Here is a 13,690-nt window from a genome sequence, read left to right on the forward strand (position 1 = left end):
TACACTGCTCACAAAAAATTGAACTGACGCGTTATGCTTTGACGTGTTTCTGCCGACGGCCATACACCAGCCAGGTGACGAACACGCAGACGATGTAGAACACCAGGAAGACCTTCATCGCCCCCACCGGCGAGCCGGTCATCGCCAGTGAGGTACCGAAGGCTTTAGGGATAAAGAACCCGCCGACGGCACCGATTGCCGAGATAAAGCCCAGCGCGGCGGCGGTGTCAGTAACGGCCTCTTTCTGGGCCTGCTCTTCGGTGCCGCCGTGCAGTTTGACTCTATAGACGGTGATTTGCCGGAAGATGACAGCGATCATCTGGAAGGTAGAGCCGCTGCCCAATCCGGCGGTGAGGAACAGCCCCATAAACACCAGATAAAAGGCGGTAAAGCTGCCGGAGCCTGAGCCCGGCAGGGTGAGGAACAGCAGGGCGGAGAACACCGCCATAAAGATGAAGTTGACCAGCGTGACGCGCACCCCGCCGAGCTTGTCGGATATCACCCCACCGGCAGAGCGCGCCAGCGCCCCAATCAGCGGACCAAAGAAGGCCAGATGCAGGATATTGACGTCCGGGAACTGGGTTTTCGACAGCATGGCAAAGCCGGCGGAAAAGCCGATAAACGAGCCGAAGGTGGCCAGATAGAGCAGGCTCAGCAGCCACAGGTGCAGGCGTTTCAGCACCGGCAGCTGGCTGGCGATGGTCGCCTTTGAGCTGGCGATATCGTTCATGCCGAAAAAGGCGGCGACAGTTGCCAGCAGCAGCAGCGGGGCCCAGATCCAGGCGGCGTTGGCGAGAAACAGCGACGAGCCATCCTCCTGCGGCACGCCGTGTACCCCGAGGAAGGTGAACATCGGCAGGAAGATCGCTACCGGGGCCACCATCTGCATCACGCTGACGCCGAGGTTGCCCAGCCCGCCGTTAATGCCCAGCGCGCTGCCCTGTTTGGCTTTCGGGAAGAAAAAGCTGATGTTGCCCATGCTGGAGGCGAAGTTCGCCCCGGCAAAACCGCACAGCAGGGCGATAGTAATAAATACCGCATAAGGGGTAGCCGGGTTTTGAACCGCAATACCGAGCCACACGCAGGGAATAATCAGAATAACGGTGCTTAATACCGTCCAATAGCGGCCGCCGAATATTGGCACCATAAAGGAGTAGGGGACGCGTAATATTGCGCCGGAGAGAGAAGGCAGGGCCGTTAACATAAACAGCTGATCGGTCGTGAAATTAAAACCCACTTTATTAAGATTCACCGCCACCGCGCTAAATAACATCCAGACGCAAAACGCCAACAGCAGACAGGCAACCGAAATCACTAAATTTCGTCGCGCAATTTTTTTACCTTTATTTTCCCAAAATGCGGCGTTTTCCGGTTTCCAGTTGTTCAACAGATAATGATTATTCTTCTCAGCTTGTTGTGACATATTACCCTCTTGCGTATCCGAAAATGGCAGAAAGAGAAATACATTCAGACGGTTGCCTGAATTTTTGATGAGAAATTATTGGGTGTTTTTGGGAGTCTTCTGAAAGGATAGATAAAAAAGCGAACCCCTGAAGTTATAAGGGAGAAAGGGGCTCGCTTAATGTGTTACAAAGCGTAACAGTTAAGGGGTATTGATGATTAGCCCAGCTCGAGGGTAATTAACGTATTCAGGTGTTGATTAAATGCGGCATCATCCATCTGCGGCATTGATAACACATACAGTCCGTCCAGTCCGCAGACCAGGCCAATCAGCCGCCAGGCGATGTTTTCCGCACTGTCTTTCAGCCTGAAGGCGTTCGCCTGCTCACCCGCCCGTATGATGGCGACCGTCTCCTGATGCCACATCTCCATGGTTAACACATAAGCGCCCTTTATTTCGACATCGCGGGTGGCTAACAGCTGCGCTTCGCGCCACAGGCGAATGTAAGGTTCAAAGCTGCGATCGTCGCTGCCGAGCATGGCGTGGAGCCGTTCGCGCCAGCTGGCGTTTTCAGCCACCACGTCGGCATCCAGCAGGGCGCGGATCAGGCGGATAAACGCCTGCGACTTCAGTTCGCCAGCGGAGGCAAAATGGTGATGCACCTGGCCGGTCGCCACTTTCGCTTCGGCGGCAATACTTCGCACGGTCATCCCGGTAAAGCCCTCGCTCAGCGCCACGCGCATCGCCGCCTGCAGGATCTCTTCCCGCCGCTCGTCCTTGCTCAGATAGCTCATTTTTTTCACTCTCAACTGGGGGACAACGAGTGTAACAAAAAGCTGGACACGCGTTCAACTTTCCGTAGGATCGCAATCTGGACATGTGTCCAGGTTTAGGTAAATAAGGATTGTTATGTTTCGTCAGTGGTTAGCGTTAGTGATTATTGTGCTGGTCTACATCCCGGTGGCGATCGACGCCACGGTGCTGCATGTTGCCGCGCCGACGCTGAGCATGACCCTGGATGCCAGCGGCAATGAATTACTGTGGATCATTGATATCTACTCTCTGGTGATGGCCGGAATGGTGCTGCCGATGGGGGCGCTCGGGGATCGTATCGGCTTTAAGCGGCTGCTGATCCTGGGCAGTACCCTGTTTGGCCTTTCGTCGCTGGCGGCGGCGTTTGCCCCCTCGGCGGGGTGGCTGATTGCCGCGCGGGCCTCGCTGGCCATTGGCGCGGCGATGATCATTCCCGCGACGCTTGCCGGGATCCGCACCCTGTTCCCGGATGCGCGTCGGCGCAACATTGCCCTCGGCGTCTGGGCGGCGGTGGGCTCCGGCGGAGCGGCCTTTGGTCCGCTGGTGGGCGGCATGCTGCTGGCGCACTTCTACTGGGGGGCGGTGTTTTTGATCAACGTCCCGATTGTGCTGCTGGTGGTCTCTCTGGCGGCGCGTTTTGTGCCAGCCCAGCAGGGGCGGCCTGAACAGCCGTTAAACATCACCCATGCCCTGATGCTGATCGTGGCGGTTTTACTGCTGGTCTACAGCGCCAAAACGGCGCTGAAAGGGGGCCTCTCTGCGTGGCAGGTGGCGGGTACGCTGCTGACCGGGGCGGCGCTGCTGTGGATCTTTGTCCGCATTCAGCTTCGTGCCGCTACGCCAATGATCGACATCCGCCTGTTCGGCCATCGCGTTATTCTCAGCGGGGTGGTGATGGCGATGACGGCGATGATCGCCCTGGTGGGCTTTGAGCTGCTGATGGCCCAGGAGCTGCAGTTCGTCCACGGCTTCACCCCGTTTGAGGCGGGAATGTTCATGCTGCCGGTGATGGTCGCCAGCGGCTTTAGCGGCCCGATTGCCGGGGTGCTGGTGGGGCGTCTGGGGCTGCGGATCGTGGCGACCGGCGGCATGGGCCTGAGCGCACTCAGCTTTATCGGACTGTCGATGCTCGATTTCAGTACCCAGCAGTGGCAGGCCTGGAGCCTGATGGTGCTGCTGGGCTTTAGCGCAGCGAGCGCCTTGCTGGCCTCCACCTCAGCAATCATGGCCGCCGCGCCGAAAGAGAAGGCCGCTGCGGCCGGGGCCATTGAAACCATGTCCTATGAGCTGGGCGCTGGATTGGGGATTGCGATCTTTGGCCTGCTCCTGACCCGCAGCTTCTCGGTGTCGATTGAACTGCCGCCAGGGCTGGATGCTTCGCTTGTGGAGCACGCTTCCTCCTCCATCGGCGAGGCGGTGAAGGTCTCCCGGCAACTCACGCCGTCGCTGGCGGAGTCGGTGATTGAGGCAGCGAAAACCGCGTTTATCACCTCGCACAGCGTGGCGCTGGGCAGCGCGGGGGCAATGTTGCTGCTGCTGGCAATGGGGATTTGGTTCAGTCTGGCGAAGGTTTCGCAGCGGTAAAAATGCCCGGCGGCACGGTATGCTCCCTCTCCCTTGAGGGAGAGGGTTGGGGTGAGGGGGAGCAGACCGCACAAAAATGCCCGGCGGCGCTGCGCTTGCCGGGCCTACAAAGGCAACAAATACGGAGTGGTTTTACGGCTTCTGTGCCGCAGCGTTTATTTCATAGCGGGCTTCAGACCATGAATACTTCAGGCCCTTTAATATCTATGAGATTGATTATGCGGAGTGCGGCTTTGTTGGGCTTACTTTCGTTACGCTCCCACTTAGAAACGCTTTCAACAGACATCCCGGTTGTTATCGCCAGCGCTGCCTGAGACATGTTATAGCGTGTCCGAACTTCTTTAATCTCGCCACCTGTCATTTCGCGTACTGCAGGGATACTACGTGCCGCTACTGCGGCATCGATGGATGCCACCGTCTCGTCTTTCACAACACCTAATTTGTTGTAACGCTGAGCCATGCCCTGAATACGCTTTAACCGTTCAGTCATCACAAGTCACCTCTATCAGTTCTTTAACATTCAGCAGGCGTTTTATCTGTGCTGGTGTCAGCGCAATGAAATCTTCTGCGATTCTGCAATAAGCATCAATTTCGTCATCTTCTAATTCCTTGCCTCTTTTTTTAGAAAGATGACTTTTCAGATACATATCAAAAAATAAACGTTGGGGCCATGATGAAAAAACACGATTGCCCGCGCACCCTCTCGCGGACTCACCGCAGGTAAGGCCAGCCGTTTTTTATAGGTGTATTTACCTAAATGGTCGCCATGCAGGCCAGAAATAATTGCCTTTGCGGCCTTACATAAAATGGTATTGCTGATGCGAGCGTCCTTGCGCTCCGCCTCAAACTCAGGCGTTAGAAAGATCCCCATGGTTATTCCTTAACCTCGCCACCCGTAACCATTACTATAGTCATCTTTACGGGTTGGTTCAACTTCGTCTCCGGTGATAAGGTTTTGCCCGGCGGCGCTGCGCTTGCCGAACCGTAGGCCGGATAAGCGCAGCGCATCCGGCGTTGTTTTACGGCTCCTGCGCCGCACTGAGCACGCTGTGAAGCAGCACGTTGGCCCCTTTCTCTGACCACTCCGGCCAGATCTTTTCGGCTTCGTTATGGCTGATGCCTTTCACGCAGGGGATAAAGATCATGCTGGCCGGGGCGATTTTGCTGATATAGCAGGTATCGTGCCCGGCACCGGACACCATCGGCTTCGCGGTGTAGCCCAGCTCCGCCACCGCTTTCTCGCTGCGTGCCAGACAGTCGGCGTCAAAGATGATGGGCGCATAATCGAAAATGCGCTCCACCTCGGCGGTGACGCCGCGGGCAGCAAGGCTCTCCGCCGCCTGATGCAGCGCAGCTTCCATCGCCACCAGCGCCTCGCTTTCCGGATGACGGAATTCGACGCTGCACACTACCCGTGACGGCACCACGTTGCGGGAGTTCGGCGTGATCTCCGCCATCCCAATCGTCGCGCGACCATCTGGCGCATGCTGGAAACCTATCGCTTCCACCTTCAGCGCCAGTTCCGCAAAGGCGGTTAAGGCGTCACGACGGCTGTGCATCGGCGTGGTGCCCGCATGAGCGGCAAAACCGTCCAGCGTAATCGTAAACCAGCGCTGGCCCATCGCCGCGCGCACCAGCCCGATATCCACGGCTTCATCTTCCAGAATCGGCCCCTGTTCGATATGCAGCTCGTAGCAGGCGTGGATCGGGAAGGCGCGGGCAGGGCGTGCCCCGCGATAGCCAATGGCTTCAAGCGCTTCACGAACCGTGACTTTTTGGCTATCCATTCTGGCGTAAGCAAACGCTTCGCTAAGCTGACCCGCCCAGACGCCGGAGGCGAGCATGGCCGGAGCAAACCGCGCCCCTTCTTCGTTAGTCCAGTTCACCAGCACAATATCGCGCTCGGTTTCAATCTGATGGTCGTTGAGGGTACGCAGCAGCTCCAGCCCGGCCAGCACGCCGTAGATGCCGTCGTAGTTACCGCCCAGCGGCTGGGAGTCTACGTGCGACCCGGTCATCACCGGGGCGAGGGCTGAATGCTTACCCGCGCGGCGGATAAACATATTGCCCATGCTATCGACATCGCAGGAAAACCCCGCCTGTAGCGCCCAGTCGCGCAGCAGGTTACGGGCAATCCGATCTTCCTCGCTCAGCGCCAGACGGGTGACGCCGCCCCCGGCCGTACCGCCGATGTGCGCCATTCTCTCCAGCGTCGACCATAGCCGGTCGGCGTTCACGCGGATCATGCTTTGTCCTTGATGCTGCGGTAGCGGAAGTCACAGCACTTACCGCCCTGCATGATGGTGGTGGTGCGGGTCAGCTCCACGTCCGGCGCGTAGCCGACGATAAATTTCTCATCGCGGGCGCACGACAGCAGGTGGCCAATCTCGCCCAGTCCCATCTCGTGATACATCTCGGCATAGCGGCAGCGGGTGACGTTGTAGTTGTACTGCTGGTCGTCGGCGTCGATCACCTTCACGTCCAGAGCGTTATCCTTCTCCCACAGGTATTGCAGGGCGATAAAGCTCTTCACGTCCGCGCCGTTCGGCTCCTTGCTGGCAAACTCCTTGCCCGCGTTAATGGCGGCCTGCTCAATGGCCTCGCCAATTACTGCCTGAGCGCGAGTCTTGCCGATCTCGCGCACCAGGATCTCGTAAATTGGCTTAATAATTTCTGCTTCAATTTTGCGGCGGGCGAGAATGCCCAGCTCATTATTATCACTCATCACATTGCCTCACTGCGTTACTTAGCTTTTGCGCCGCCCAGCACGGTTTGCGGCTGCCATTTACCGTCGACCACTTTATAAACGGTGAACGACGGGGCCTTCAGGTTGCCCTGGTTGTCAAAGGCGATCTGTCCGGTCACGCCGGAGTAGCTGATGGCGCGCAGGGCTGGCAGGTACTCTGCCGGATCCACCGAGTCGGCTTTCTCCATCGCCGCCACCAGAACGCGGGTGGCGTCATAGGCGAACGGGGCGTGCAGTTCGATATGGGTGTGGTAGCGGGACTGATACGCCTGCTCGAAGGTTTTGCCGCCCGGCATCTGATCCACCGGCAGGCCCGGCTCCAGCGCCACCACGCCTTCACCCTCTTTCTGCGCCAGCTGCAGGAAGGTCTGGCTGACAAAGCCGCCCGCGCCCATCAGGTTAGCGTTCATGCCCAGCTGTTTGATCCGACGCGCCAGCGGTGCCGCCTGGCTGTCCACGCCGCCAAAGAAGATCAGATCGGCGTTTTTACTGCGGATCGCGGTCAACACGGCGCTAAAGTCGACGGTTTTGTCATCAACGTACTGACGGTCGACAATCTTCACGCCCTGGGCTTCGAGGGATTTAATAAACTCATCCGCCAGCCCCTGACCAAAGGCGGTACGGTCGTCGATCACCGCGATGCGTTTGGCTTTCAGGGTATCGATGGCGTACTGCCCGGCAAACTGGCCGCCATCATCGTCATGGCCCATCACCCGGAAGCTGGTGTCAAAGCCCTGTTTGGTATAGGCATGGCCGGTGGCAACCGGGGCGACCTGGGCGATACCGGCATCGTGATAGACGCGCGCTGCCGGGATGCTGGTGCCGGTGTTCCAGTGACCGACCACGCCCGCCACGCCGCTGTCCACCAGGCGCTGGGCCACGGCTACTGCGGTACGTGGATCTGACTGGTCATCTTCGGACTGCAGTTTGAACGTCACCGCTTTGCCGCCGATGGTCGGGTGCTGCTTGTTGATGTCGTCAATCGCCAGCTGAGCGCCGTTCTCCAGGTCCTTACCGATACGGGCGGACGGGCCGGTGAGCGGGCCCGCCAGGCCAATCACCACGGTTTCGCTGTCGGCGGCCCAGGCTGCGGTTGAGGCAAACCCGCTGAGCAGAATTGCGGCGCTGAGCGCGCTGATTTTTACGGATTTCATTATTTTTCCCTGATGTTGGTTGGTGTTGTTAAACGGGCATTTCGCCCAAATAAATCTGTGCAATCTGGTCGTCGTCGAGCATTGCTTTCGACGCGCCGTGGTGGACGATGCTGCCGCTGTCCATCACCCAGGCCTGGTCGGTTACTTCCAGCGCCAGGCGGGCGTTCTGTTCGATCAGCAGCAGGGCCACGCCGCGCTCGCGCAGCCCGGCGATGACGGCAAAAATGTTCTCTACCATCTTTGGCGCGAGACCCATCGACGGTTCGTCGAGGATCAGCAGGCGCGGGCGGCTGAGCAGGGCGCGGTTCAGGGCTAACAGCTGCTGTTCCCCGCCGGAGAGCAGCCCGGCCAGCTGGTGCTGGCGTTCGCCGAGACGCGGGAAGCGCTCGAAGATTTCGTTCATCTCCTGCTTAACGGTGACAGTGTCACGACGCAGCCAGGCCCCCATCTGCAGGTTCTCCAGCACCGTCATCCGGGCGAAGATGCCGCGGCCTTCCGGGACCATCACCAGCCCGTCGCGCAGCAGCCCTTCGGCCTTCTGCTTACGTACCGCTTTGCCGTTAAATGCAATGTGGCCGCCAAAACGCTCCAGCCCGGTGATGGCCCGCACGGTGGAGCTTTTGCCCGCGCCGTTGGCACCAATCAGGGTGGCCTGTTCGCCTTCGCGCAGGCTAAAGGAAACATCGCGCACCGCCTGGATGCCGCCGTAATGCACGTCCAGACGTTCCACTTTCAGTAATTCAGACATGGGCATTGCCTCCAAGCCAGGCGGCGATCACCGCCGGGTCGCGACGCACGCTGTCCGGGGTGCCGCTGGCCAGCGTTTTGCCGTAATCCAGCACCGTGAGGCGATCGCAGATCCCCATCACCAGCTTCACGTCGTGTTCAATCATCAGCAGGGTTTTTCCGTCGTCACGTATGCGGGTCAGCAGTTCGCCCAGCGCCACTTTCTCCGCCGCGTTCATCCCGGCGGCGGGTTCGTCCAGCGCCAGTAGCAGCGGATCGGTGGCCAGCGCGCGGGCGATCTCCAGCCGACGCTGATGGCCGTAAGCCAGGTCGCAGGCGCGGTAGTGGGCGAACTTCGCGATGCCGGTGTACTCCAGCCAGTGCCAGGCCTGCGCCAGGGTCTGCGCTTCTTCCTCCCGGGCACGCTTGTGACGGCTCAGCGCCGCCCATAGCCCGTTGCGGGTCCGCACGTGGCGACCGACCATCACGTTCTCCAGCACCGACATCTCGTTAAACAGACGCACGTTCTGGAAAGTACGGGCGATGCCCGCGGCGGTCACTTTCTCGATCTGCGTCGGGAAATAGGGGGAATCGGCAATGGCGAATTCACCGCTGTCTGCCGGATACAACCCGGTGATCAGGTTAAAGCAGGTGGTTTTGCCCGCGCCGTTAGGGCCAATCAGGCCGTAGATTTCACCCTTGTTAATCGACAGCGAGACGTTATCGACCGCCGTCAGACCGCCAAAGCGTTTGGACATATTGCGCACGGTTAACAGGCTCATGCTTGCACCTCCTTGTGGCGCTTCGGCCAGATGCCCGACGGGCGAACCAGCATCACCAGCACCAGCGCCAGACCGTAAAACAGCTGACGCAGGATCTCCGGGTCAATCAGCACCGAGCCAAACAGCGCCTGCTGCACCGGGGCCGCCTGGCTGCGCAGCAGCTCCGGCAGGGCGGTGAGCAGCACCGCGCCGAGGATCACCCCCGGGATATGGCCCATCCCGCCCAGCACCACCATCGCCAGCACGGCAATGGATTCCTGCAGGGTGAAGGATTCCGGCGAGACAAAGCCCTGGAAGGCACCGAACAGCGCCCCGGCTACGCCGCCGAAGGAGGCACCCATGGCAAAGGCCAGCAGCTTAAAATTGCGCACGTTGATGCCCATCGCCCGGGCGACGTCTTCATCTTCGCGGATGGCGTGCCACGCCCGGCCAATGCGCGAGTGTTGCAGGCGCAGGCAGACAAATATGATCCCGACAATCACCAGCATCAACAGGTAGTACCACAGCCACAGGGCCGGGACTTTGAAGCCGAACCAGTGGTAAACGCCGCTAAACTTCAGGCCGAACAGGTTGAGGGTATCGACGCCGGTAATGCCTTTCGCGCCGTTGGTGATGTTCACCGGGCGGTCGAGATTACGCATCAGAATACGGATGATCTCCCCGAAGCCGAGGGTGACGATCGCCAGGTAATCGCCGCGCAGCTTCAGCGTCGGGGCACCCAGCAGAATGCCGCACACCGCCGCGACCAGCGCCGCAATCGGGATAATCAGCAGATACGAGGTGTGCAGCCCGTCCGGGAACCAGACGTTAATAATCGGGAACACCTCCGCCAGATGCGGCGAGGCCAGCAGCGCCGCCAGATAGGCGCCGACGGCATAGAAGGCGATAAAGCCCATGTCCAGCAGGCCGGTGTAGCCCACCACGATATTCAGCCCCAGCGCCAGCATGATGTAGAGCAGAGCGAAGTCGATCACCCGCACCCAGTAGTTGCCACCCAGCTGGGTCGCGACAACCGGCGCAATAAGCAGGGCAAGGACGAAGAGCGTCATGCCGGACCAGAATTTACCGCTGGTCGCCGGTGTTTTGAGTTCAATGGCAGTCATGATTTCCTCTTACGCCCTGTGCGCCACGCGCTCGCCCAGCAGACCCGCCGGACGGAAGACCAGCACCAGAATCAGCACGATAAAGGCGAATACGTCCTGGTAGTTGCTGCCGAACACGCCGTGAGTCAGCTCGCCCAGATAACCGGCACCCAGCGCTTCGATAATGCCGAGCAGGATCCCGCCAATCATTGCCCCGCGAATATTGCCGATGCCGCCGAGCACCGCTGCGGTAAAGGCTTTAATGCCGGGCAGAAAGCCCATAGAGAAGCTGGCGTTGCCGTAGTTGCTGGCCATCATCACCCCCGCCAGCGCCGCAAAGATGCCGCCGATGGCGAAGGTCAGGGTGATGATCGCATTCGGGTTGACGCCCATCAGGGTGGCGACGCGCGGGTTTTCCGCCACCGCACGCATGCCGCGACCGAGGCGGGTGTACTCCACCAGCAGCCACAGGCCGGTCATGACGATCAGGGCCAGCGCCACGGTGACGATGCCGGTGACGGTGATAATCGCCGGAGGGTGCGCCTCGCTGCCCGCAGTGATGGCAATCGGGTCCATCGGCAGGATCTGCGGGAACATCAGCGGATTACGCGACCAGATAATCATCGCCACGGTTTGCAGCAGCACCGACACGCCAATCCCGGAGATCAGCGGTGCCAGGCGAGGGGCGTTACGCAGGCGGCGATAGGCAAAGCGCTCAACGGCCATTGCCAGCAGGGCGCAGACCGCCATGGCAATCAGCAGCGCAAAGCCGAGCTGCAGAAGTTGCGGCATGGCCGGAAAATGGTGGCTGAGAAGATTCAGCGCCGACAGGGTGGTCAGCGCGCCGACCATCAAAATATCGCCGTGGGCAAAGTTAATAATGCGCAAAATGCCATACACCATGGTATAGCCCAGCGCGATCAGCGCGTAGATGCTGCCCAGCATCACGCCGTTGATCAGTTGTTGTATAAGTGTGTCCAACGTTCCTACCCGACAAAGTGCTCTTTCCAGCGGGTAACATCTAATAATTGAATTAAATTGTGAAATACGCATATATTCTTTCTTATGATTTTTGGAGCTTGCGTTATCTCATTGATTTTAATAATGATGATAAATGGCTGATTAACCTGATTATCCATAACAGATCAATATATGAATAAAACAGAACAATCTCTGACGCTCGCGGCTTTTGCCGAGAGCCGACTGGCGAACGATCCGCCGCTGCGGGCGGTGCGGGCCTTCGAGGCGATAGCCCGGCTGGGCAGCGTGACCCTGGCGGCGCAGGAGCTGGACATCTCTCCGTCGGCGGTGAGTCATCAGTTGAAGGTGCTGGAAGGGTATCTGCAAATGCCGCTCACCGAGCGCCAGGGGCGCAGGCTGATCCTCAGCCAGCAGGGGCGGGACTATTACCGCTCCATTCGCGCGGCCTTCAACGTGCTGCGCCAGGCCACGGAACATCTGCTTGAGCAGGTACAAACCCGCCAGGTGACCATCAGCCTGATCCCGCTGTTTGGGATGGGGTGGTTTATTCCGCGTCTGCCGGGGTTTATGCGCGCGAATCCGCAAACTGAGATTAACGTGGTCTACGCCAACCACCGCAACTACCTGAGCGATGCCTCGGATATGTCGATCCGTTTTGGTAACGGCCAGTGGGCGGGCTACCAGAGCGAAAAGCTGATCTCCGGGCAGATGGTGCCGGTCTGTAGCCGGGCGTTTTTACGTCTGCACGGGCATATCGATACCCCTGAACAACTGCTGCAAATGCCGCTTCTGCACGACGAGGAGCGCACCACCTGGCAGCAGTGGTTTGTCCAGCAGGGCGTGAAGCGCCCGCCACGGCGCAGCGGACCGATGTTTGAAGATGGGTTGTTAACCCTGGCGGGTGTGCAGGCCGGGCTGGGCTGTGCCCTGATGCGCGAACCGCTGATAGCGCCTTATCTGGAGAGCGGCGAGCTGGTGAAGATCTTCGATCTGCCGATCGACGATGGCCGGGATTATTACCTGTGCGTGCGTCAGGACGGTGAGATGAGTGAGGATGGCAAGCTGTTGCAGAGCTGGCTGCGACGCAACAGTTCCCTCTCCATTGAGGGAGAGGGTTAGGGTGAGGGGGAAAGGGCCGCACCGCAGCCACCTCGCCGGGTGGCGGCTGCGCCTTACCCGGCCTACAAAAGCGGTGACGTTGGAGGGTGGGCACGACCGGTTCCCTCTCCCTTGAGGGAGAGGGTTAGGGTGAGGGGGAAAGGGCCGCACCGTAGCCACCTCGCCGGGTGGCGGCTACGCCTTACCCGGCCTACAAAAGCGGTGACGTTGGAGGGTGGGCACGACCGGTTCCCTCTCCCTTGAGGGAGAGGGTTAGGGTGAGGGGGAAATGACCGCACCGCAGCCACCTCGCCGGGTGGCGGCTCCGCCTTACCCGGCCTACAAAAGCGGTGACGTGGAGGCGTTACAGACCGCACAGCCCGAAACCTCAGGCAGCCCGAGCCCGCGTCGCATACCAGCACAGCAGCGACCCCGCACACACCATCATCGCCCCCTGCCAGAAGCTGAACGACAGGGGCGCGTTGAGCAGCACCGCCGCCAGCGCGGCTGACAGCACCGGCGTAAAATAGGAGGCCGCGGCCAGCAGCGTCACGTTACCGTGCAAAATCCCGGTGTTCCACGCCGCATAGCCAAACCCCAGCGCGACGCCACACATCAGCAGTTTGATGACCACCGGCACGCTGAACACCATCTCCGGCTGATCGCTGAAGAAGTATTTAACCCACAGGGTCAGCGCCGTCAGCAGCACAAACAGCGTAATGCCGTTCTGCCCCTTCGCGAATTTACTGGTCACGGTGCAGTAGGCCGCCCAGATAAAAGCACCGACAAAGGCGAGGCCGTAACTCAGCGGGTTAGAGACGATATTGCGGACAATCTCCGCCGGATGAAGCCCGTTTTCACCGCCTAACACCCAGCTCACCCCCAGCAGGGAGATAATCAGCCCTGGGATCACCCACAGGGTCGAGCGCTGGCGATTAAACAGAATGGCAAACACGATGGTCAGGCTCGGCCAGAGATAATTGACCATTCCCACCTCAATCGCCTGGTGGCGGGTGGTGGCGTAGCCTAACGACAGCGCCAGACAGATTTCATAGCTGACAAACAGCACGCTACCGGCCATCAGATAGCGGGGCGAGAAACGCCGGAGGTTGGGAAACCCGACCGTGACCAGGCACAGCAAACCGCTGAGCGTGTAGATCATCGCCGCGCCGCCTACCGGCCCCAGCCCCTCGCTGACGCTCCTGATCAGGCCCACCATCGTGCTCCACAGCACAATCGCGGCCAGCCCGATCAGGGTGGCTTTTTTTCTGTCCATCATTTTCCCATTGCCATGACATTTTCAGGGGCAAATTTATAGCACT

At 59.6% G+C, this 13,690-nt stretch carries 15 protein-coding genes; 2 read left to right on the forward strand and 13 right to left on the reverse strand.

Going from position 1 to position 13,690, the window contains the following annotated elements; genetic code table 11:
* Window positions 1–31: 31 nt before the first annotated feature.
* Both V7Q49_RS04715 and V7Q49_RS04720 read right to left on the reverse strand, forming a co-directional pair.
* On the reverse strand, window positions 32–1,423 hold the full coding sequence (locus V7Q49_RS04715; RefSeq protein WP_333849580.1) for a NarK family nitrate/nitrite MFS transporter: 1,392 nt from the start codon (window positions 1,421–1,423) through the stop codon (window positions 32–34).
* A gap of 197 nt (window positions 1,424–1,620) precedes the next feature.
* A complete protein-coding gene (locus V7Q49_RS04720) occupies window positions 1,621–2,196 on the reverse strand; it encodes a TetR family transcriptional regulator (RefSeq protein WP_333849581.1) in 576 nt (191 codons plus the stop codon).
* A 115-nt stretch (window positions 2,197–2,311) separates the two neighbouring features.
* Here V7Q49_RS04720 and V7Q49_RS04725 point away from each other — a divergent pair, with 115 nt between their 5' ends.
* Complete coding sequence (locus V7Q49_RS04725) at window positions 2,312–3,799, forward strand: MFS transporter (protein ID WP_333849582.1); 1,488 nt, start codon at window positions 2,312–2,314, stop codon at window positions 3,797–3,799.
* A 172-nt stretch (window positions 3,800–3,971) separates the two neighbouring features.
* On the opposite strand, the gene V7Q49_RS04730 is transcribed toward V7Q49_RS04725, so the two are convergent.
* The 10 genes from V7Q49_RS04730 to V7Q49_RS04775 form a co-directional block, all read right to left on the reverse strand.
* Entirely contained in the window at window positions 3,972–4,289 is a 318-nt protein-coding gene (locus V7Q49_RS04730; protein ID WP_333849583.1) for a helix-turn-helix domain-containing protein, read from the reverse strand.
* Complete coding sequence (locus V7Q49_RS04735) at window positions 4,282–4,446, reverse strand: hypothetical protein (RefSeq protein ID WP_333849584.1); 165 nt, start codon at window positions 4,444–4,446, stop codon at window positions 4,282–4,284. Before V7Q49_RS04735 ends, V7Q49_RS04730 begins: the two co-directional genes overlap by 8 nt.
* Window positions 4,437–4,670 (reverse strand): type II toxin-antitoxin system RelE/ParE family toxin, encoded by a 234-nt coding sequence (locus V7Q49_RS04740; protein ID WP_333849585.1) that lies wholly within the window; start codon window positions 4,668–4,670, stop codon window positions 4,437–4,439. The genes V7Q49_RS04735 and V7Q49_RS04740 overlap by 10 nt, the downstream gene beginning before the upstream one ends.
* 148 nt (window positions 4,671–4,818) lie before the next feature.
* Entirely contained in the window at window positions 4,819–6,045 is a 1,227-nt protein-coding gene (locus V7Q49_RS04745) for a Zn-dependent hydrolase (RefSeq protein ID WP_333849586.1), read from the reverse strand.
* Entirely contained in the window at window positions 6,042–6,524 is a 483-nt protein-coding gene (locus V7Q49_RS04750; RefSeq protein ID WP_333849588.1) for an L-2-amino-thiazoline-4-carboxylic acid hydrolase, read from the reverse strand. The genes V7Q49_RS04745 and V7Q49_RS04750 overlap by 4 nt, the downstream gene beginning before the upstream one ends.
* Window positions 6,525–6,541: 17 nt before the next feature.
* Window positions 6,542–7,699, reverse strand: coding sequence for a branched-chain amino acid ABC transporter substrate-binding protein (locus V7Q49_RS04755; protein WP_333849589.1), 1,158 nt, complete (start codon window positions 7,697–7,699; stop codon window positions 6,542–6,544).
* A 28-nt stretch (window positions 7,700–7,727) separates the two neighbouring features.
* Window positions 7,728–8,447: an ABC transporter ATP-binding protein gene (locus tag V7Q49_RS04760; protein ID WP_333849590.1), complete on the reverse strand. Its 720-nt coding sequence runs from the start codon at window positions 8,445–8,447 to the stop codon at window positions 7,728–7,730.
* Window positions 8,440–9,207, reverse strand: a complete 768-nt coding sequence (locus V7Q49_RS04765; RefSeq protein WP_333849591.1) for an ABC transporter ATP-binding protein — start codon at window positions 9,205–9,207, stop codon at window positions 8,440–8,442. The genes V7Q49_RS04760 and V7Q49_RS04765 overlap by 8 nt, the downstream gene beginning before the upstream one ends.
* Window positions 9,204–10,310, reverse strand: coding sequence for a branched-chain amino acid ABC transporter permease (locus tag V7Q49_RS04770; protein WP_333849592.1), 1,107 nt, complete (start codon window positions 10,308–10,310; stop codon window positions 9,204–9,206). Before V7Q49_RS04770 ends, V7Q49_RS04765 begins: the two co-directional genes overlap by 4 nt.
* A 9-nt stretch (window positions 10,311–10,319) precedes the next feature.
* On the reverse strand, window positions 10,320–11,270 hold the full coding sequence (locus V7Q49_RS04775) for a branched-chain amino acid ABC transporter permease (protein ID WP_333849593.1): 951 nt from the start codon (window positions 11,268–11,270) through the stop codon (window positions 10,320–10,322).
* Window positions 11,271–11,441: 171 nt separating this feature from the next.
* On the opposite strand from V7Q49_RS04775, the gene V7Q49_RS04780 reads away from it, so the two are divergent.
* Entirely contained in the window at window positions 11,442–12,389 is a 948-nt protein-coding gene (locus tag V7Q49_RS04780; protein ID WP_333849594.1) for a LysR substrate-binding domain-containing protein, read from the forward strand.
* 367 nt (window positions 12,390–12,756) lie between these two features.
* Here the strand turns inward: V7Q49_RS04780 and yddG are convergent, their stop codons facing one another.
* Window positions 12,757–13,644 (reverse strand): aromatic amino acid DMT transporter YddG, encoded by an 888-nt coding sequence (yddG, locus tag V7Q49_RS04785; protein WP_333850492.1) that lies wholly within the window; start codon window positions 13,642–13,644, stop codon window positions 12,757–12,759.
* Window positions 13,645–13,690: the final 46 nt, after the last annotated feature.

The organism is Leclercia sp. (assembly GCF_036780805.1).
GTDB lineage: Bacteria > Pseudomonadota > Gammaproteobacteria > Enterobacterales > Enterobacteriaceae > Enterobacter.

Bases quoted from the DNA above. Each gene is read 5' to 3' on its own strand.
- V7Q49_RS04720 (WP_333849581.1), bottom strand. From the start codon at position 2,196: ATGAGCTATCTGAGCAAGGACGAGCGGCGGGAAGAGATCCTGCAGGCG.
- V7Q49_RS04770 (WP_333849592.1), bottom strand. From the start codon at position 10,310: ATGACTGCCATTGAACTCAAAACACCGGCGACCAGCGGTAAATTCTGG.
- V7Q49_RS04730 (WP_333849583.1), bottom strand. From the start codon at position 4,289: ATGACTGAACGGTTAAAGCGTATTCAGGGCATGGCTCAGCGTTACAAC.
- V7Q49_RS04760 (WP_333849590.1), bottom strand. From the start codon at position 8,447: ATGTCTGAATTACTGAAAGTGGAACGTCTGGACGTGCATTACGGCGGC.
- V7Q49_RS04725 (WP_333849582.1), top strand. From the start codon at position 2,312: ATGTTTCGTCAGTGGTTAGCGTTAGTGATTATTGTGCTGGTCTACATC.
- V7Q49_RS04780 (WP_333849594.1), top strand. From the start codon at position 11,442: ATGAATAAAACAGAACAATCTCTGACGCTCGCGGCTTTTGCCGAGAGC.
- V7Q49_RS04765 (WP_333849591.1), bottom strand. From the start codon at position 9,207: ATGAGCCTGTTAACCGTGCGCAATATGTCCAAACGCTTTGGCGGTCTG.
- V7Q49_RS04740 (WP_333849585.1), bottom strand. From the start codon at position 4,670: ATGGGGATCTTTCTAACGCCTGAGTTTGAGGCGGAGCGCAAGGACGCT.
- V7Q49_RS04750 (WP_333849588.1), bottom strand. From the start codon at position 6,524: ATGAGTGATAATAATGAGCTGGGCATTCTCGCCCGCCGCAAAATTGAA.
- V7Q49_RS04755 (WP_333849589.1), bottom strand. From the start codon at position 7,699: ATGAAATCCGTAAAAATCAGCGCGCTCAGCGCCGCAATTCTGCTCAGC.
- V7Q49_RS04745 (WP_333849586.1), bottom strand. From the start codon at position 6,045: ATGATCCGCGTGAACGCCGACCGGCTATGGTCGACGCTGGAGAGAATG.
- V7Q49_RS04735 (WP_333849584.1), bottom strand. From the start codon at position 4,446: ATGTATCTGAAAAGTCATCTTTCTAAAAAAAGAGGCAAGGAATTAGAA.
- V7Q49_RS04715 (WP_333849580.1), bottom strand. From the start codon at position 1,423: ATGTCACAACAAGCTGAGAAGAATAATCATTATCTGTTGAACAACTGG.
- yddG (WP_333850492.1), bottom strand. From the start codon at position 13,644: ATGGACAGAAAAAAAGCCACCCTGATCGGGCTGGCCGCGATTGTGCTG.